The sequence below is a fragment of the Dinoroseobacter shibae DFL 12 = DSM 16493 genome, from assembly GCF_000018145.1.
In the GTDB taxonomy this organism is placed as follows: domain Bacteria; phylum Pseudomonadota; class Alphaproteobacteria; order Rhodobacterales; family Rhodobacteraceae; genus Dinoroseobacter; species Dinoroseobacter shibae.
This window is the reverse complement of record NC_009952.1, coordinates 156602-175961: the sequence shown is the minus strand read 5'-3', so window position 1 is coordinate 175961 and position 19360 is coordinate 156602. Positions and strand designations below refer to the sequence as shown.

Sequence of the window (19360 nt, the reverse complement as noted above, 5' to 3'; positions counted from 1 at the left end):
CATCTTCCGGCTGCCGTTCGGCGGCATCCAGCAAGGGGGCAAGCCGTCCCTCCGCATCGAGGAGCACCAAACCACGCGCGAGGCTTTCGACCTGCACCGCGTCGCGCACCCGGCCCGCCAGGTGGGGGATGTCGGTCAGGGACGGGAACACCTCGGCCAGGACCGGGCCCTCCCCGCGCCATGGCTGGAACGGCCAGACAGCGGCCCCGATCCGGTGGCGCAATCCTTCGAGTGCCGCGATCCCCATCAGGGCCTGCCCCCCCACGGAGCCCGCGCCCGAGAGCTTCCAGACCTCCTGCGCACCGCGGGCCTGTGCCTCGGCGTGGCGCAGGCGCGCGGGCAGGGTGGTGCCATAGCCCTCGGGCAGCTTGCGCGGCAGACCGGGGATGTCGCGCTTGAGCCCGTTGCCCCAGAACGGACCCGCGCCCGGGAACAGGGTGTTCAGCCGCGCGGCCGCATCGAAACGGTCATTGGCGTTGTCCGGACCGTCCGACACCTCCGCCGCGATCCGGGCCCAGACCTCCTGCCAGCCTGCGCCGTCGCCGAGGGCTTTGGCAAAGCCCGCGGGATACCCGAAGGGAAAGTCGAACCCCGCCAGCACCCGGCGCCCGGCCTCCTGCTCGGCGGCGATCAACTCCTCGATCAGCGCCATGGCAGCCTTGCGGGTGGACGGGTTTTCGACCACGGGGCGCGCATCGGGTTGCACGAGCGCGACCCAGATACTGTCCTTGCCGGTTTTGGGCGTCCCGTTCGCCGACCAGTCCGCGACTAGGTAACTGCAGAAGGCCCTGCGCATCACTCTGCGGTGCGGACGGTCTTGCGCGCGCTTTCGGGCCCGTGCGGGTGCTTGGCATGGGGGTAGGGCGCGTGATGATGGTGATGCTCGTGGTCATGGTCGTGGCCGTGGGAGTGGCCGTGATCGTGCCCGTGATGATGGTGGTGATGGTCGTGCCGCGCCTGCGCCTCCAACCGGCACATTCCGGTGCAGAACGTGTCGCAGAGCGTGCAATCGGCCACGTTCGAACCCGGGGCCGAGGCGCCCTGCCCTTCGACGTGGTGATGGTGGCTCTCCTGCACGGCGCCGACCTCGCCCTCGAAGCCCAGCACGGCGGTGCGGTACTTGCACATCACGCAGGTGGACGGAGGCACCGCGCCGAAGGCCGGATGGGTCCGTTCCTCGGCCGTGATCAGACGGGTCTCGCCCGCATCCAGCGACAGCACCTGGGCGCGGTAGCCGCAATCGCCGCAATTGGGCGGCGGGGTGTCGGACATCTGCTCGATCACCCGCTCGGCGAACGTGCGCAACACCTCCGGGTGGTCGCGCAAGTAGCCCGCCTTGACGAACTGGATCTCCGGGTGATCCGCCGCGACCTGGTCGGTGAAGCCGTAGATCCGGTCGATCAGGATGCCGGTGAACAGGAAATAGGGCAGCACCAGCACCCGCTTGTAACCCAGCTTCACCACATGGCGCAGGCACGGCTCCACCAGCGGGAAGGTCACGCCGGAATAGCCCACCTCGCACCAGCCGAAGCCCAGCCCCTCCTGTACCAGCCGCGCGATCTTGGCGACATTGCCATTGGCGTCCGGGTCCGACGCCCCGCGCCCGATCACCACGAGGCAGGTCTCGTGCAGCGCCACCTCGCCCAGCTCGGCATTGGCGCGGGCCACGGCCTGCATCGCCCGGTCCCCGGCGGCGGCAACCATCTTGGGGTCCACGCCCAGCTCCCGCCCGTAGGAAATCTGCATCCCGTGCCTGGCGGCGTAGGTCGAAAGGACCGTGGGGATGTCGTTCTTGGAGTGCATCGCCGCGAACAGCATCCCCGGGACCGCGAGCACCCGGTCGCAGCCCTTCTCGCGCAACCGGTCGAGCCCGTCGCGGATCACCGGGTTGGCGAATTCGAGATAGCCGTATTCCATCTCCCAGCCCGAGGGCAGGTGCACCGGCAGCTTCTCGGCCAGAATCGCGAACTCGTCCACCGCCGCCTGGCTGCGCGAGCCATGGCCGCAGATCATCACGCCGATCTTGGGGGTCGCGGGGGCGCTCATGTCCGGGCCTCGGCACTGTCGGCCTCGGCGGCGTCCGCGGCCTCTTCGGGCTGGTGATCCGCGCGCGACTTTCTGCCCTTCAGCGCCCCGAACAGCCCGATGGCGATCGCCGCCCCGATGGCCGCGCCCGCAACCCAATGGTCATGGCCCGCAAGGCCCGCAAGATGCCCGGGATGGGCAAGGGCAGGTGCGGCACTCATCCCCGCAAGGACGGCAAGGCAGTAAAGAGGCAGCAGGGGCATCGGCGCGGTCCTTTCAAGCAGTTGCCCATCCAGACCTGGCCACACGCAGGACACCGCCGGGGCGGCATCACAGCCTGACGATCCATGCACGGGCCCCCGGGTTGGGTCAGCCGTCGCAATGGCAACCATTCTGGCCCGAAACGGGCGTCGTCGGATGGGTCATATCGCCCGCCCCGCCTGCGCGCAAACCCTTTCGCGACACCGCGGCGGGCCAAAGCGCCGCGCCCCGGCGGCACGGGCTGTGTGCGCGGATGCGGGAACCTCCCTGCGGTCATGCGCGTTTTTTACCGGAGGTTGCCGGGTTACCTGTTGGACACGGACAAAGGAGCATTTCCATGGGACAGCTGATCGACGGCATCTGGCACGACACCTGGTACGACACCGAAAGCACGGGCGGAAAGTTCGTGCGCAGCACGGCCGGGTTCCGCAACTGGATCACCCCGGACGGCGCCCCCGGCCCGACCGGCAGTGGTGGCTTCGCCGCCGAAAGCGGGCGCTATCACCTCTATGTCTCCATGGCCTGTCCCTGGGCGCACCGGACTTTGATCTTCCGCAAGCTGAAGGGGCTGGAGCCGCATATCGACATCTCGGTGGTGCATCCCGACATGCTGGGCGATGGCTGGACCTTCGAGACGGACGATCACGGGGCGACGGGCGACCGGCTCTACGGCCTGCCCTTCGCGCGGGATCTCTACATCAAGGCCGACCCGAAGGTGTCCGGCCGGGTGACGGTGCCGATCCTGTGGGACAAGGCCGGCAAGACGATCGTGTCGAACGAAAGCTCCGAGATCATCCGGATGTTCAACAATGCCTTCGACGGGATCACGGGCGATACCCAGGATTTCTATCCCGAGGCCCTGCGCACCGAGATCGACGCGGTGAACGCGCGGGTCTATTCCGACATCAACAACGGCGTCTACAAGTCGGGCTTCGCCACCACGCAAGAAGCCTATGACGAGGCGGTCACCACGCTCTTCGCGGCCCTGGACTGGGTCGAAGACAGGCTGGGCACTCGGCGCTACCTCGCGGGCGACCGGATCACCGAGGCCGACTGGCGGCTGTTCACGACGCTCGTGCGGTTCGATCTGGTCTATCATTTGCACTTCAAGTGCAACCGCCGCCGGATCGTGGACTACCCCAACCTCTGGGCCTACACGCGGGAGCTGTTCCAATGGCCGGGCGTGGCGGAGACGGTGAATTTCGACCACATCGTGCGGCACTACCACTACAGCCACGAGACGATTAATCCGCACCGGATCATTCCGATCAATCCGCAGATCGACTGGATAGCACCGCACGGCCGCGACCGCCAGATCGCCGCCTGACCTCCGACAGCCAAGGATTTTAAGCAAAATCCTTGGCAAAACTCTTGCTCAAGAGTTTTGCTGCGCGCTGCCCAGGCGGCTGCGTAAAAAGTGCGGGCGGTTCAGTGGGTGGCGTAATGCTCGACCATCGCGGTCAGATCTTCGGGCGGGGTGTCCTCCGGCATCATCGCGCGCGCGTTGGACACGTGATTGAAGATCGAGCCGTCGCTGAAGAACTGCGTGTTGTTCACGAAGATCACGCGGGTATCCGGGCGCCGGTAGCTGGCATAGTCCGCAATCGCCAAGGCGCTGCCCTGACTCAGGGTCAGAGACAGAAGCACGACGTCCACCGGATGCGTGCTGAGGTGCCGCACCGCGTCCTCTTGCGCGCCGACGCAATCGACGACGGCACCTCCGCGCCGAAGGTGCGCCGCCCAGATGCCGGCAAGGCCGGCTTCGCCATGGACGATCAAAACTCGCATTCTTCCCCCGTAGCCGATTCCCGACAATGCGCCTGAAACCGCTGACGGACACCATCCTAGACCAGATCAATCGGAAATGCGCATTCAATTTTGATCCACTGATCGTTTTTTCGGCCTATCGGCAAAAAATCTCTCATTCTTAATGGATTGAGGCGCGAACTTGCCACAAAGCCTGGTTCCGTGACGGATTGACAGCGGCACCTGAACGGGATTGCACCCGGGTCTGAAATACGTTTCATGCGGGCGCATTGACCGTGCAGAGGCAAAGGAAGCATGTTGTGACGACCTGGATCACCATTTGCGACACGTGCAAGCGCACGGACTGGGACGCCCGTGCGCCGGGCCGCACCGATGGCGAAGCTCTCGCCGAGTTGATCGAGACCGCCGCCGCTGCACAGCCCGAGGTCCGCACGCGGCGCCATTCATGCCTGATGGGCTGCACCTCCGGGTGCAATGTCACCGTGCAGGCAGCGGGCAAGATCACCTATACCCTCGGAGATTTCGAAGCCTCGGGCGAGGCCGCCGAGGCAATCGTCGGCTATGCGGCGCTGCACGCCGTCTCGGACAGTGGCCAAGTGCCCTACAAGACCTGGCCCCAGGGCGTGAAAGGGCACTTCGTCACGCGCCACCCGCCCCTGCCGCCCGAAGACGACACCCCATGACGGCAAGCGCGCCCCGCGACCATGGCGGCGGGTTGGATGCGGCAGCGGCCCGGTGGGGCGGGACGCGGGACGCCTGGCTCGACCTGTCCACCGGGATCAATCCGGTCAGCTACCCGATCCCGGACATTCCCGGCCCGGACTGGACCGCCCTGCCGGACGAAAGCGCGTTTTCAGACCTGGTGGCCGCGGCGCGCGACTTCTGGGCGGTCCCGGACGGGCTCGATATCCTGCCCGCACCCGGCGCCTCGGCCCTGATCGCGGCCCTTCCGGGGCTCGTCCCCGCCAGCCGGGTAGAGATCCCGGGCCCCACCTATAACGAGCATGCCGCCGCCTTCGCCGCCCATGGCTGGGCCCAAGGTACCGGCCCCGGGGCGGCCTTCGTCGCCGTGCATCCCAACAACCCCAACGGCAGGCTCTGGCAGGCCGAAGAGATCCCCACCGACCGCGCCCTGACCGTGCTCGACGAGAGCTTCTGCGATATTGCGCCGGAGGCGTCCCTGATGCCACTGGCCGCGCGCCCCCGCACGGTGATCCTGAAAAGCTTCGGCAAGTTCTGGGGCCTTGCGGGTCTGCGGCTTGGCTTTGCCATCGGACAGGCCGAAACCCTGGCCCCCCTGCGCGACCGGATCGGGCCCTGGGCGGTATCCGGGCCTGCCCTGCGCGTCGGCGCGCTGGCCCTGCGTGACGCCGGCTGGGCCGCCAAGACACGGGCCCGGCTGGACCGCGACGCGGCCCGGCTGGACGCGCTGGCCAAGGGCTTCGGCTGGTCGGTGACGGGGGGCACTGGCCTCTTTCGGCTCTACGACACCCCCGACGCGAGCGCGGCCCAGGACCGCCTCGCGCGTCGCCAGATCTGGACCCGGCGGTTCCCCTATTCCGACCGCTGGCTGCGCCTCGGCCTGCCCGGGACGGAGGCAGACTGGGGGCGTGTCGCGCGCGCGCTGACCCCATGACGGAGCATGCGGCGCTCCTGCTTCTGGCGCTCCTGCTCGATGCGGTCTTCGGGGAGCCGGATTGGCTCTGGACCCGCCTGCCCCATCCGGCGGTGCTTATGGGGCGTCTGGTGGCGGGCGCAGACAAGCGGCTCAACAAGCACCGTGACCTGCGCTTTCGCGGCATCCTGGTGATGATCGCCCTCGGCCTCGGCGCGCTGGTCCTCGGTGCGGGCCTGGCCGCCCTCGGCCCCGTGGTCGAGGTGCTGCTTGCCGCGATCCTTCTCGCCCAGCGCAGCCTCGTGGACCATGTGCGCGCCGTCGCGACGGGCCTGAGCGACAGCCTCGCGGCGGGCCGTGCCAAGGTCGCGATGATCGTGGGGCGGGATACCGAACCCCTCGATGCCGCCGGGGTTGCCCGCGCCGCCATCGAATCCGGGGCCGAGAATTTCTCAGACGGGGTGCTCGCGCCGGCCTTCTGGTTCCTGATCGGGGGCCTGCCGGGGCTGCTGCTCTACAAGATCACCAACACCGCCGACAGCATGATCGGTTACCGCACCCCGCGCTACGCGGAATTCGGCTGGGCCGCGGCGCGGTTCGACGACCTGCTGAACTGGGTGCCCGCGCGGATCAGCGCGCTGGTGATCCTGGTTGCTGCGGGACGTCCCGGCGGCTGGCCGGTGATCCTGCGCGACGCGCCCCTGCACCGCTCCCCCAACGCGGGCTGGCCCGAGGCGGCCATGGCCGTCAGCCTCGATGTCGCGCTGTCGGGCCCGCGCAGCTACGAGGGCGCGATCCGCGACTTTCCCTTCGTGCATCCCGACGGCACCCGCACCCCCGGCCCGGCGGAGATCGAGGCCGCCTGCACCGCGCTCTGGCGCTCCTGGGGCGCGATGCTGGCCCTGACCGCCCTGATCGCCGTGCTCTGAGGGCTTGCGGGACCGCGCGGGCCTGCTACCGTTCAATCAAACTGCCCATAGGTGTGCAATATGCTGCGTTTCTCCCTGCTCCTTCTGCTCTCTTTCGGCCTCGCCGGTCCCGTCGCGGCCCAATGCGGCGGCAGCTTTTCGGACTTCGTGGCAGGCCTGAAGACCGAGGCACAGGCCAAGGGCCACGCAAAGGCAACCGTGGATGCCTTCTTCCGCACGGCGGCACAGGACCCCCGCACCCTGCGCGCCGACCGGGCGCAAGGGGTTTTCAAGATGCCCTTCACCGAGTTCGCCCGCCGGGTGATCAGCCAGAACCGCATGGACAATGGCCGCCGCAATGCCGACCGCTTCGACGCGGTGTTCGATGCGGCAGAGACGCGCTTCGGCGTGCCGCGCGGCGTGCTGCTGGCCCTCTGGGCGCTGGAGACGGATTACGGCGCGGTCCAGGGCGATTTCAACACGCTCAACTCGCTGGTCACGCTGGCCCATGACTGCCGCCGGCCCGAACTGTTCCGGCCACAGATCTTCGCGGCGCTGGAGCTTTACGAGGCGGGCGATTTCGACCCCGCCCGCACCACCGGCGCCTGGGCGGGCGAGATCGGCATGGTGCAGATGCTGCCGGAGGACATCCTGACCAAGGGGATCGACGGCGACGGCGACGGCCATGTGTACCTGAAAACCTCGGCGCCCGATGCGCTCCTGAGCGGTGCCAACATGCTCAGCGGACTGGGCTGGCGCAAGGGCGAGCCATGGCTGCAGGAGGTTTCGGTGCCTGCGGATCTCGATTGGGCGGAGACCGGGCTGAACAGCCGCAAATCCGGGCGCGACTGGGCCAGGCTGGGCGTTACCCCGCGCTGGGGCGAGATCGCAGGCGGGCTGGAGGCGGCGCTGATCCTGCCCCAGGGGCGCAAGGGCCCGGCCTTCCTCGCCTATCCGAATTTCGACGTGTTCTTCGAGTGGAACCAGAGCTTCGTCTACGTCACCACGGCGGCCTATTTCGCCACCCGGCTCTCAGGCGCGCCGGTTTTCGACGCGGGCAATCCGGAACCGGGTCTGAACGACGCGCAGATGAAGCAGTTGCAGCAGAAGCTCGCGGCCCGTGGGTACGATGTGGGCGCCGTGGACGGTATTCTCGGGGCCCGGACCCGGGCCGCGGTCCGCGCCGAACAACAGCGCCTCGGCCTGCCCGCAGATGCCTGGCCGACACCGGCTCTCTTGGGGAGGCTGTAGCCTCCGGAGACCACCCGGGCCAAGCGTTTAAGCAAGTCCTTGGCAGACTTGTTCCTTGGCAGACATGTTACGCAAGAGTTGCACGTCTCAGCGGCCTTCCTCAGGGCCGGATGGGAAATGGCAGCTGCTCTTGATTGCATAGCTAGGCCGCCTGCCTGACCGGTCGCATGCGCGGTCGCCCACCATCCAGCGCGGCATCGCTCGCCCGCCCTTTACAACTCAGGCCACCAGCGACTCGGCCTTGCGCAGGTCCACCGACACCAGTTGGCTGACCCCCTGCTCGCCCATGGTCACGCCGAAGAGGCGATCCATCCGGGCCATGGTCACCGCGTGGTGGGTGATGATCAGGAACCGGGTCTCGGTGCGCCGCGTCATCTCGTCCAACAGGTCGCAGAACCGCGTGACGTTCGCATCGTCGAGCGGCGCGTCCACCTCGTCCAGCACACAGATCGGTGCGGGGTTCGCCAGGAACACCGCGAAGATCAGCGCCAGCGCGGTCAGCGTCTGCTCGCCGCCCGACAGCAGGCTCAGGGTGCTCAGGCGTTTGCCTGGCGGCTGGCACATGATCTCGAGCCCCGCCTCCAGAGGATCGTCGGATTCCACCAGAACCAGCTTGGCCTCGCCCCCGCCGAAAAGATGGGTGAACAGCATCGCGAAATTGTCGTTCACCTGCTCGAACGCGGTCAGAAGCCGCTCGCGGCCCTCCTTGTTCAGGCTGGAGATGCCCGTGCGCAGCTTGCCGATCGCCCCTTCCAGGTCGCCCTTTTCGGCCACCAGCCCGTCATACTCTTCCTCGACCGCCTTGGCGTCTTCCTCGGCGCGCAGGTTGACGGCGCCCATGGCCTCGCGCTGACGCTTTAGCCGGTTGACCTCCGCCTCGATGGCGTCGGAGGCGGGCATCGCGTCCGGGCCGACCTTCAGGGTGTCGAGCAGCTGCTGCGGCGTGACCTCCAGCGCTTCCTGAATGCGCTCGGCGGCGAGCGTCACGGTCTCCGCCGCGGCCTCGGCCCGGGCTTCGGCCCGGGCCCGCGCCTCGCGCGCCTCGGAAGCGGCGCGCTCCGCGTCCCGCTCCGCCTGCTCGGCGCTGCGCGCGGCCCCCTCGGCGGTGCTCAGGGCATCGGCTGCCGCGGCCTTGCGGGCCTCGGCGCGGGCGATCTCATGGGCGAGTGCGTCGCGCTTGGCGGCGATCTCCTCCGGGGCGGCGGTGGCGGATTTCAACTCCGCACGGCTGGCCTCCAGACGCCCTTCCAGCTCCCCCTTGTGGGCCTCGGCGGTCTCCAGCCGGTGCCGCCAGCCGCTGATCTGGGTCGTGATCTCCTGGCTGCGGCGGGTGCGGGCCTCGCCTTCGCGGCGCAGCTCGTCATGGGCGGACCGCTTGGCCAGCATGGTCATCCGCGCGGCATCGACGGTGACACGCACCGCTTCCACCTGCGCCCGCGCGGCCTCCAGATCGCCCAGATCGGCCTGGGCCGCCTGCGCCTCGGCCACGGCCTTACGGGCCTCCAGCACCTCGTCGCGATACCGGCTGACCGCACTACCAAGGGTTTCGAGCTTGCCTGCCATGATATTGCGGTCGGCTTCGGCACGGCTGAGCGCCCGGCTCGCCTCGCCCAACGCGCGCTCCGCGCCCTTGCGGGCTTCTCGCGCGGCCCGGTCTGCCTCCGTCGCTGCGCGCATGGCCGCCTGCAGGCCCTCATGGGTTGCGCGCGCAGTGGCCGCCTTGGCCTCCGCGGCCTCGAGATCGGCCTTCAGTGCTGCCAGCCGGTTGATCTGCTGCAACCGCGCCGCGGCGGCGGAGGGCGCATCCTCCGCCCGCGCCGCCAGCCCGTCCCAGCGCCACAGATCGCCCTCGCGGGACACCAGACGCTGCCCCGGCTTCAACGCCGGTTGCAGCCGCGCGCCCTCGGCCCGGTCCACCAGACCGACCTGCGCCATCCGCCGCGCCAGCACAGCGGGCACCTCTACATGGGCCGACAAGGGCGCCGCGCCATCGGGCAGCTTCTGGGCCGCGTCATAGCCCGGCAGCAAGTGCCAGCCGGAGCGGTCGCCCTCGACCTCCGGCGCCTTCAGGTCATCGGCCAGGGCCGCGCCCAGCGCCGCCTCGTACCCGGGTGCCGCCGTCACGGCATCGAGCACCTGGCCCCCCTCGGCCCGCGCCCGGTCCACCAGCTTCTCCAGCGCGCCGACCTCGGCCCGGAGCGCGGTCGCCTCGCCCTCGGCCTCGGAACGGGCAGCGCGGGCCTCCGCCTCCGCCCCCTGCACCTCGGAGCGCTCCGCCTCTGCCGCGGCCAGCGCCGCCTCGGCGGCTTCGGTTTCGCCCTGGGCGGCCTGCTGATCGCGTTCCGCAGCCACAAACCGCGTCTCCGCATCGCACAGACCCGCCTGCGCCTCGGACAGGGCCGCCTCGGCGCGGCCCACCTGCTCCTGCGCGCGGGTCTCGGCCCGGCCCGCCTCCTGCAGCAGCCGCTGGGTCGACTGGTGCCGCGCGGCAAGCCGGGCGACATCCTCGGTCATCTCCGACTGGGTCGTCTCCCGGTCGGTCAGAACCTCGCTCGCCGCCTGCGCGGCCTCTGCCGCCGCCGCGAGCTTCTCGTCATGTCCGACCGACGCCTTGGCGATCTGCGCCTGCTCCCAGTCCAGCTTGGCGATGGTCTCGCCCGCGTCCCGGTTCAACTCCTCTTCCCGGGCGATATCGGCCTCAAGCGTCGCGATCCGTCCGGTCAGGGTCTCGATCGCCTCCCGCGCCCGGGTTTCCTGATCGGCCAGAGTGTCCCGCTGCACATGGAGCCGCTGAACCACTGCGCCGGCAATCGCTTCTTCCTCGCGCAGGGGCGGCAGGGCTTCGTCCGCGGCCACACGGGCCTTCGCGGCCTGACGTGCCGCGGTCTCGGCCGCGGCGGCCTCGGTCGTGCGCGCGGTCAGCTCGCCCACGGCCACGAGCCGCGTCTCATCCGCCTCTCGCCAGCGCCGATAGAGCAAGAGCCCCTCCGCCCGGCGCAGCTGCGCCCCGATCTCGCGATACCGCGCCGCCTGCTTGGCCTGCCGCGCCAGGGTTGCAAGCTGTGCCGCCAGCGCCTCCAGCACATCGTCGACCCGGTCGAGATTGGTCTCGGCCCCGCGCAGCTTCAGCTCCGCCTCGTGCCGCCGCTGATAGAGGCCGGAAATGCCCGCCGCCTCTTCGAGGATGCGCCGACGGGCCTTGGGCTTGGCGTTGATCAACTCGGAGATCTGCCCCTGCCGCACCAGCGCGGGCGAATGCGCGCCCGTCGAGGCATCGGCAAACAGCATCTGCACATCCCGCGCCCGCACATCCTTGCCGTTGGTCTTGTAGGCCGAGCCCACATCCCGGGTGATCCGGCGGATGATCTCCAACTGGTCGGTATCGTTGAACCCCGCAGGCGCGCGCCGGTCCGAGTTGTCGAGGATCAGCGCGACCTCGGCAAAGTTGCGCGCCGGGCGGCTCGCGGCCCCGGCGAAGATCACGTCCTCCATGCCGCCGCCGCGCATGGCCGTGGGGCGATTTTCCCCCATCACCCAGCGCAAGGCTTCCAGCAGGTTGGACTTGCCGCAGCCGTTCGGTCCGACCACCCCGGTAAGCCCATCCCCGATGATCAGATCGGTCGGGTCGACGAAGCTCTTGAAGCCATTGAGGCGCAGACGGGTGAACCGCATCGGGGGTCTCCGGGCATGATTCTTCGATCTCCAAGGGTCACGACCAGGGGCCATCGAGTCAATCCCGCCACTGCATATCGTCGTGGATAACTTGAAATCCGCGATATATTGCGCAGGCCGCTAAATGAGGCAGGCTTGAATTGCTGCACCTGCGACCAATGAAGACTTGACGCCTCCGGTGTCACGGGCGCAGAACAGTCAGGCATGGTTCCCCGTGCCCGCGCCAAGCGCCCGGGGGATCAAATGGGAATGTGGAACGGTCCGATCCAAACCGGAGGACCAAAGCCTCAGCCGCCCCCGCGACTGTATGCGGAGAGGGAGATCGACATGCCACTGGGGCCCGCCCCGGGAAGGCCGATCCACCCCGATGACCCGCGAGCCAGGAGACCAGCCATGCGCGACACCCTTAGCCGCCCGTCGGGTGTGACGGGCATGGAGAGAGACGACATGACGACCCAAACCACGACCCAGACCGCCGCAATCGCGCGCGCCGCAACCTCGACCACCGGCATCGTTGCCGCGATGGCCGCGGGCCTGCTGCTGCTGTTTCTGTCGGGCTACGCGCAAGCCACGATCCTGCATGACGCGGCCCACGACCAGCGCCACGCCATGGCCTTTCCCTGCCACTGAGCAGCGCCTGACAACATGTCCATGAAATTGCTGACCAGCGCTGTGTTCGCTGGGCTTGCAGCGGGGTTGATTGCCGCCCTCCTGCAATTTTCGTTCGTGACCTCGTCTCTTCTGGAGGGCGAGCTCTACGAGGCCGGGGAGAAGGTCCATTTCGCCGTGGACGGCACGCCACAGTCGCCGCGCGGCGGGGCCGAGGTCGACCTGGCGGCCGAGCCGGTGCGCTACGGCCTGACCGTGGCGTTCAACATCGTGACCTACACCGGCTTCGGGCTGCTGCTGGTGGCGCTGATGGCGTTGGCCGAAACGAAGAAGCTGACCAAGATCACCCCGCGCCAGGGCCTGATCTGGGGTCTTGCGGGCTTCGTCGCGATCCAGCTTGCCCCGGCCATGGGTCAACCCCCGGTCCTGCCCGGCTCCGTCGGCGCCGAGATCGGGCCGCGCCAGGCCTGGTGGCTGGCGACCCTGCTCAGCGCGGGTCTGGCGATGTGGCTTCTGGCCTTCGGGCGCGGTCTCTGGCCCTGGCTGGCGATCCCGCTCCTGCTTGTGCCGCAGATCATCGGCGCTCCGGTGCTCGACACCTATTTCGGCGTCACCCCGGCCGAACTTGCGGCAAGCTTTGCGGCCATGTCGCTGGGCTATTCCGCCGCCGGCTGGGCCGCCCTCGGCTTCTTCGCCGCCTATTTCTACTCCCGACAGGAGGCTTGAGATGCCCGCAAAGATCCCCGCCACGGTCGTCACCGGCTTTCTCGGCGCCGGCAAGACCACCCTGATCCGCCACATGCTCGCCAATGCGAACGGCAAGCGGATCGCCCTGATCATCAACGAGTTCGGCGATCTCGGGGTCGATGGCGACATCCTCAAGGGCTGCGGGGACGAAACCTGCAGCGAGGATGACATCATGGAACTCAGCAATGGCTGCATCTGCTGCACCGTGGCCGACGACTTCATTCCGACCATGGAAAAGCTGCTCGCCCGCGAGACCCCGCCCGATCATATCGTGATCGAAACCTCCGGTCTCGCCCTACCGCAGCCCCTGGTGCGAGCCTTCAACTGGCCCGGGATCTCGACCAAGGTGACCGTGGACGGGGTCGTCACCGTGGTCGATGGCAAGGCCGTGACCGAGGGCCGCTTTGCACATTCCGTGGCCGCCGTGGACGCCCAGCGCAAGCTGGACGAGAACCTCGACCACGAGACACCCCTGTCGGAGCTGTTCGAGGATCAGGTCGCCTGCGCCGACATGCTGGTGGTCAACAAGACCGACCTGCTGACCCCGGCCGAGGCCGAGGCGCTGACCGAGCGGCTGAAATCCGAGGCCCGCGGCGGGGTTCAGGTGGTCCGCGCCACCCATGGCGCGCTGCCGGTGGATGTGTTGCTGGGCCAGGGCATCGGGGCGGAGCACGATCTGGAGGCCCGCAGCGAGGTCCACCATCACCACCACCATGATCACGACGATCACGACGACGATCACCATGACGACCACCCCCACCATGACCACGACCACGACGCCTTCACGTCCTTCGTCGTCACCCTGCCGGAAATCACCGAGCCGGACGCCTTCGCGGCCCATGTCGCGCGCGTGATCGCCGATCACGACATCCTCCGGTTGAAGGGGTTCGCGGCCGTGGCGGGCAAACCCATGCGCCTGACCCTGCAAGCGGTCGGGCCGCGGATAGAGACCTATTTCGACCGCCCCCTCGGCGCGGACGAGACGCGCGAGACGCGCCTGGTGGTCATCGGACAGGCCGGGCTGGACAGCGTGGCGATCGCGGCAGCGCTGGCTGCGTAAGCCTTCGGTTATCGCTCAGGCCGGATCATCGCGCGGGCGCTTCGTGAAGGCGGCCGCGCAAACCGATCAGGGGGATTCGCCCAAAACCCCTTTCCGGCGCGCCTGACGCCATTCCGGAGAGCCGGTGTTTTCGGTGCCCAGCTGAAATCTTAATCTCGGACAAGTTTTGCCTGCAATACCGCGCAGATACCGCCCCTCACGCGCAGAAAACCTGTATTTGAGCCTCGTCTTTAGGCGGCGCGCGTGTCATACTTTGGTCTGAGGGGTTTGAACCTGTATCCAGGTTCGGAGACACATGATGCCTAGCGAAATCCGGATATTCCGGAGCTCACCTTTCGATCCCAACGCCCAGGAACTGCTTGTCCCGCCCAAGGCACGGACACGACCGGACCTGACCGACCTGACGGGACCGAACGCGTTCTTTTACCTGGCAGTCCTGCGGGAGGCGCCACAGGGCTGTATTGCACTGCGCAACATGGGCAGCTTCGGGCTGGTCAGCGCCTTCCGCTTCCTGTCGGACCGGGCCCGGACCAGTCTGCCCGACATCCTGATCGAGCAGGTCGAAACCCAGGCGCGCAGCCTGCGCCTGCCCGTTCTGCGGGCCTGGGTCGAACGGATGTACCCGGTTCAGGGCCAGGCTTTGCGCCGTAACGGGTACTTCCCCGTCGACCCCAAGACCGAGGAAGAGGACATGACCCTCTATGAGCGCCCCCTGCGCCGGGCGGCCACCTCACCCGAGCGACGGCAATCCGAACCGAGCCAGCCGGAACCGCCAGACCTTCGGACCCGGACCAAGGGGTCGTGACGGTCCTGGTGTTGCCGGGGCCGGTCCGGCTTGCTAGACCCGCGCGACAGGGTTGAACGGGGCGGATCATGCATCTTCTGGCGGCAACGCCCGGCAGTATCGACGACGGGCAGGAGCCCGTTGATCTCGGGCAGACGCCCGCGGATCTGGTCGTCATCTCCGCCGCGGATACGGAACTGGCCGGGCTGAGCGCAGCGCGGGCCGAAATGGACGCCCCGCCCCGGATGCGGCTGGCCAACATGATGCATCTGCGCCATCCGATGTCCGTCGACCTGCATATCGACGATTGCGCCTCGAAGGCCCGGTTGGTGGTCGCCCGCGTTCTTGGCGGGATGGGCTACTGGCGCTACGGGGCCGAGCAATACGCCACGCGGGTCGCGGCGGCGGGCGGGCATGTGGTTCTTCTGCCAGGCGACGACAAGCCCGATCCCGAGCTGCGCGCTCTCTCGACCCTGCGCGGCGCGGAATACGACGCGCTCTGGTCCTACCTAGTGGAAGGCGGGCCCGAGAATGCGGTGCATTTCCTGGCCTATGCGCGGCACTTGCTGGACCCGGCGCAGCCCGCGCCGCCCGCCGCGTCGCCGCTTCTGCGCGCGGGGGTCTACTGGCCCGGCGCGGGGCTGAGCAATCTGGATACGGTGCGCGCACAGTGGACCGAAGGCGCGCCGGTGGTGCCGCTGATCTTCTACCGCGCCCTGGTGCAAGGGGCCGGGCTGCATCCGATCAACCGCATGGTCAAGGCCTTGCGGGCCCGGGGGCTGAACCCGCTGCCGGTTTTCGTGGCGTCCCTGAAGGACCCGGTTTCCGCGGCGACGCTGGAGCATCTGTTCGAAGCAGCCCCACCGGACGTGATCCTGAACTGCACCAGCTTTGCCGTGGGACTGCCGGGGACGGAACGGCTGAGCCAGGGGGCGTCGAACCCCCTGGCGCAGCCAGCCGCCCGGGGGGCGCCTGTGTTCCAGGTCGTTCTGGCCGGATCGAGCCTGGAGGCCTGGGAAGGCGGCACCGCGGGCCTTTCGGCGCGGGACATCGCCATGAACGTGGCCCTGCCGGAGGTCGATGGTCGGGTGCTGACCCGGGCGGTCAGCTTCAAGGGCGAGGCGTTCTTTGACGACGCCACGGAATGCGCCATCGCCACCTACCAGGCCCAGGGCGACCGGATCGGCTTTGTCGCCGATCTCGCCGCGAACTGGGCACGGCTGCGACGGACGCCGCCGGGCGAGCGGCGCACCGCGCTGATCCTTGCCAACTATCCCAACAAGGACGGGCGGCTGGCAAACGGGGTCGGCCTCGACACGCCCGAGGCCACGGCGCGGATGCTCCAGCTGCTGCGCGACGCGGGCTACGGGGTGGACGCCCCCCCCGCCGATGGCGCGGCCCTGATGGACCGGATCCTCGCCGGCCCGACCAACTGGCTGACGGACAGGGCGGAGCGGACGGGCGGCGTGCGCCTGCCGCTGGACACCTACCGGGCCCATTACGCGGCCCTGCCGCTGGCGCTGCGGTCCCAGATCGAGGACCGCTGGGGCGCACCCGAGGACGATCCGTTCTGTGCCGACGGGGCCTTCGCCCTGTCGGTGATCCCCTTCGGCAACGTGGTGGTCGGCATCCAGCCCGCCCGCGGTTACAACATCGACCCGACGGAGACCTACCACGCCCCGGACCTCGTGCCGCCGCACAACTACCTCGCCTTCTACATCTGGCTGCGCCATGTCCAAGGCGCCCATGCGCTGGTCCACATGGGCAAGCACGGCAATCTCGAATGGCTGCCGGGCAAATCGGTGGCCCTGTCGGAGACCTGCTTTCCCGAGGCGGTGTTCGGCCCCCTGCCCCATGTCTATCCCTTCATCGTCAACGATCCGGGCGAAGGCACCCAGGCCAAGCGCCGGGCGCAGGCGGTGATCATCGACCACCTGACCCCGCCGCTGACCCGGGCCGAGACCTATGGCCCCCTGCGCGACCTCGAAGGGCTGGTGGACGAGTATTACGAGGCCGCCGGGGTCGATCCGCGCCGGATCGCCGAGCTGCGGCGTGAGATCCTGTCGCTGACCTCGGTCACCGGGCTCGACAAGGATGCGGGCTTCACCGGAGAGGAAGACAACGATCTGGCCAAGCTCGACGCTTATCTCTGCGAGTTGAAGGAGGCGCAGATCCGCGGCGGGCTGCACATCTTCGGCACAGCACCCACGGGGCGGCTGGCGCGCGATCTGGCCATCGCCCTGACCCGGCTGCCGCGCGGCGACGGGACCGGGGGCGATGCGTCGCTCCTGCGAGCGCTGGCAGGTGACCTGGACCTCGGATTCGACCCGCTGGACTGCGACATGGCGGCGGCCTGGGAGGGTCCGCGCCCGGACATGCTCGCCGCGATCGCCAAGGACAGCTGGCGCAGCACCGGCGACACGGTGGAACGGTTGGAACTGCTGGCGGCGGCCTGCGTCGAGGGCGCTCCGGCCCCGGGCCCGCAGAGCGCGACGGTGCTGGCCGAGATCGCGGCGGACGTCCTGCCCACCATCGCCGCCTGCGGCCCGGCCGAGGGGGCGGGCCTCCTCACCGCCCTGGATGGGCAGTTCGTCGCCCCGGCGCCCTCCGGCGCGCCCACGCGGGGCCGCCTGGACGTGTTGCCCACGGGGCGGAATTTCTATTCCGTCGACAGCCGCGCCATTCCGACCCCAACCGCGTGGAAGCTGGGCTGGAAATCGGCCAATTTGCTGATCGAGCGGCATTTGCAGGACCAGGGCGACTGGCCCAGAACGCTGCTGCTGACCGCCTGGGGAACAGCGAACATGCGCACAGGCGGGGACGACATCGCCCAGTGCCTGGCCCTGATGGGCGTCAAGCCGCGCTGGGACGCCGCCAACCGGCGCGTCACCGGGTTCGAGGTGCTGCCCCTCTCGGTCCTCGGCCGTCCGCGCGTCGACGTGACCCTGCGCGTTTCGGGCTTCTTCCGCGACGCCTTCCCGCAGCAGATCGCCCTGGTGGACAGTGCCGCCCGCGCCGTCATGGCCCTGGACGAACCCGAGGCCGACAACCCCGCCGCCGCCCGCGCCCGGGCCGAGGGGCATACCGCGCGGGTCTATGGCTCCAAGCCCGGGGCCTATGGCGCGGGGCTGCAGGCGATGATCGACGAGCGGCTCTGGGCCGACAAGGCGGACCTGGCCGAGGCCTATATCGGCTGGTCAAGCTATGCCTACGGGGCAGAGGCCGAAGGCACCCCGGACCGCGACGGCTTCACCGCGCGCCTGTCCCAGGCCGACGCCATCGTGCAGAACCAGGACAACCGCGAGCACGACCTGCTGGACAGCGACGACTACTACCAGTTCGAGGGCGGCGCCGCGGCGGCCATCGCGACCCTTCAAGGGGCGGAACGGCCGATCTATCACAACGACCATTCGCGCCCGGAACGCCCGGTGATCCGTACCCTCGACGAAGAGATCGGCCGCGTGGTCCGGTCCCGCGTGGTCAACCCGAAATGGATCGCGGGCGTGAAACGCCACGGCTACAAGGGCGCGTTCGAGATCGCGGCCACGGTGGATTACATGTTCGCCTTCGCCGCCACGACCGGCGCGGTCAAGAGCCACCATTTCGACCTCGTCCACGCCGCCATGCTGGAGGATGACGACACGCGGGAGTTCATCGCCGAGGCCAACCCGGCGGCCCTGCGCGAGATCGCGGAGCGACTGTCGGAGGCAATCGACCGCGGCCTGTGGCAACCCCGCTCGAACTCCGCCAAGGCCCGGCTGGCCCAGTTGGGGGCCGACACCCAAGCCGCGGAATGAGGATGTTGGAACAACGAGGCGGATGTCGCGCCGGGGCACGGCCCCGCCCCGGGCACCGCTGAGCGCGCAAGGCTCCCTTAGGCGCATCCGCCTCCGAACGGAACCGCCCGCCGGTTAAGGTTAATCGCCCACCGGAAACCGGATGCACTCCGAATGGCGCGGGACTGTCCGCCCAGCACAACCCCTGCTTCTTTTGTGCAAAAATACTCACGGCGCAACACCCGCCACCGGGAACGGCGTGGATCAGTACTCCACCCCGATCTGGGCCTTGATCCCGGCGCGGAAGGGATGCTTGACAAGCTCCATCTCCGTGACCAGATCCGCCGCCTCGATCAGGGGTTCCTTGGCATTGCGCCCGGTCAGAACCACATGGGTCATCTCGGGCTTCTCATCGGCGAGGAAGGTCAGCACGTCCTCCAGGTTGAGGTAGTCGTAGCGCAGGGCGATGTTGATCTCGTCCAGCAGCACCATCTTGTTGGCCGGATCGCGGATCAGTTCCTTGGCCTTTTCCCAGGCGGCCTGGGCCATTTCGATGTCGCGGTCCTTGTCCTGGGTCTCCCAGGTGAAGCCCTCGCCCATGGTGTGGAAGGCACATTTGTCGGAGAAGGTCGACAGGATCAGGTCGCGCTCGCCGGTGCTCATGCCCCCCTTGATGAACTGCACCACGGCGCAGGGCATCCCGTGCGCGATGCAGCGAAAGATCATCCCGAACGCGGCCGACGACTTGCCCTTGCCCTTGCCCGTATGGACGATGATCAGCCCCTTTTCGTCGGTCTTGGTGGCCATGATCTTGTCGCGGGCGGCCTTCTTCTTGGCCATCTTGGCGTTGTGGCGCGCGGTGTCGTCAGCGTCGGTCATGGGATC

The 19360-nt window shown here is 68.6% G+C and carries 15 protein-coding genes and 1 riboswitch; of the genes, 10 read left to right on the top strand and 5 right to left on the bottom strand.

Annotated elements, in window-relative coordinates; all coding sequences use genetic code 11:
* Positions 1-795: 795 nt before the first annotated feature.
* Together DSHI_RS00850 and DSHI_RS00845 are read right to left on the bottom strand one after the other, a co-directional pair.
* Positions 796-2046, bottom strand: coding sequence for a sirohydrochlorin chelatase (locus DSHI_RS00850; protein ID WP_012176853.1), 1251 nt, complete (start codon positions 2044-2046; stop codon positions 796-798).
* On the bottom strand, positions 2043-2288 hold the full coding sequence (locus DSHI_RS00845) for a DUF6732 family protein (protein ID WP_012176852.1): 246 nt from the start codon (positions 2286-2288) through the stop codon (positions 2043-2045). Before DSHI_RS00845 ends, DSHI_RS00850 begins: the two co-directional genes overlap by 4 nt.
* 335 nt (positions 2289-2623) lie before the next feature.
* Between DSHI_RS00845 and DSHI_RS00840 the strand changes: the two genes are divergently transcribed.
* Positions 2624-3613 (top strand): glutathione S-transferase family protein, encoded by a 990-nt coding sequence (locus DSHI_RS00840; RefSeq protein WP_012176851.1) that lies wholly within the window; start codon positions 2624-2626, stop codon positions 3611-3613.
* Positions 3614-3714: 101 nt separating this feature from the next.
* Here the strand turns inward: DSHI_RS00840 and DSHI_RS00835 are convergent, their stop codons facing one another.
* A complete protein-coding gene (locus DSHI_RS00835) occupies positions 3715-4074 on the bottom strand; it encodes a response regulator (RefSeq protein ID WP_012176850.1) in 360 nt (119 codons plus the stop codon).
* Between the two features lie 278 nt (positions 4075-4352).
* Between DSHI_RS00835 and DSHI_RS00830 the strand changes: the two genes are divergently transcribed.
* Genes DSHI_RS00830 through DSHI_RS00815 form a run of 4 tightly spaced genes read left to right on the top strand, consistent with a single transcriptional unit; the run spans position 4353 to position 7827 of the window.
* Complete coding sequence (locus DSHI_RS00830) at positions 4353-4736, top strand: DUF1636 family protein (RefSeq protein ID WP_012176849.1); 384 nt, start codon at positions 4353-4355, stop codon at positions 4734-4736.
* A complete protein-coding gene (locus DSHI_RS00825; RefSeq protein WP_012176848.1) occupies positions 4733-5689 on the top strand; it encodes a threonine-phosphate decarboxylase in 957 nt (318 codons plus the stop codon). Before DSHI_RS00830 ends, DSHI_RS00825 begins: the two co-directional genes overlap by 4 nt.
* Positions 5686-6597 carry an adenosylcobinamide-phosphate synthase CbiB gene (gene cbiB / locus DSHI_RS00820; protein WP_012176847.1) on the top strand — a complete coding sequence of 304 codons (912 nt, stop codon included), beginning with the start codon at positions 5686-5688 and terminating at the stop codon, positions 6595-6597. The genes DSHI_RS00825 and cbiB overlap by 4 nt, the downstream gene beginning before the upstream one ends.
* 60 nt (positions 6598-6657) lie before the next feature.
* Positions 6658-7827 (top strand): lytic murein transglycosylase, encoded by a 1170-nt coding sequence (locus DSHI_RS00815; RefSeq protein WP_012176846.1) that lies wholly within the window; start codon positions 6658-6660, stop codon positions 7825-7827.
* Between the two features lie 219 nt (positions 7828-8046).
* Here the strand turns inward: DSHI_RS00815 and smc are convergent, their stop codons facing one another.
* Complete coding sequence (gene smc, locus DSHI_RS00810) at positions 8047-11499, bottom strand: chromosome segregation protein SMC (RefSeq protein ID WP_012176845.1); 3453 nt, start codon at positions 11497-11499, stop codon at positions 8047-8049.
* A 188-nt stretch (positions 11500-11687) separates the two neighbouring features.
* A riboswitch (cobalamin riboswitch) is annotated at positions 11688-11909 on the top strand.
* Between smc and DSHI_RS00805 the strand changes: the two genes are divergently transcribed.
* The 5 genes from DSHI_RS00805 (at position 11893) to cobN (ending at position 18496) form a co-directional block, all read left to right on the top strand.
* Positions 11893-12129, top strand: coding sequence for a CbtB domain-containing protein (locus DSHI_RS00805; protein WP_340214008.1), 237 nt, complete (start codon positions 11893-11895; stop codon positions 12127-12129). (Overlaps the previous riboswitch by 17 nt.)
* Positions 12130-12150: 21 nt before the next feature.
* A complete protein-coding gene (locus DSHI_RS00800; protein WP_340214009.1) occupies positions 12151-12834 on the top strand; it encodes a CbtA family protein in 684 nt (227 codons plus the stop codon).
* A 1-nt stretch (position 12835) separates the two neighbouring features.
* Positions 12836-13915: a cobalamin biosynthesis protein CobW gene (cobW, locus tag DSHI_RS00795; RefSeq protein ID WP_012176842.1), complete on the top strand. Its 1080-nt coding sequence runs from the start codon at positions 12836-12838 to the stop codon at positions 13913-13915.
* A 298-nt stretch (positions 13916-14213) separates the two neighbouring features.
* Complete coding sequence (locus DSHI_RS00790) at positions 14214-14720, top strand: hypothetical protein (protein ID WP_157865176.1); 507 nt, start codon at positions 14214-14216, stop codon at positions 14718-14720.
* Positions 14721-14788: 68 nt separating this feature from the next.
* Positions 14789-18496 (top strand): cobaltochelatase subunit CobN, encoded by a 3708-nt coding sequence (gene cobN, locus DSHI_RS00785; RefSeq protein ID WP_012176840.1) that lies wholly within the window; start codon positions 14789-14791, stop codon positions 18494-18496.
* 243 nt (positions 18497-18739) lie between these two features.
* Here the strand turns inward: cobN and cobO are convergent, their stop codons facing one another.
* Positions 18740-19354: a cob(I)yrinic acid a,c-diamide adenosyltransferase gene (gene cobO / locus DSHI_RS00780; RefSeq protein ID WP_012176839.1), complete on the bottom strand. Its 615-nt coding sequence runs from the start codon at positions 19352-19354 to the stop codon at positions 18740-18742.
* Between the last annotated feature and the right edge of the window lie 6 nt (positions 19355-19360).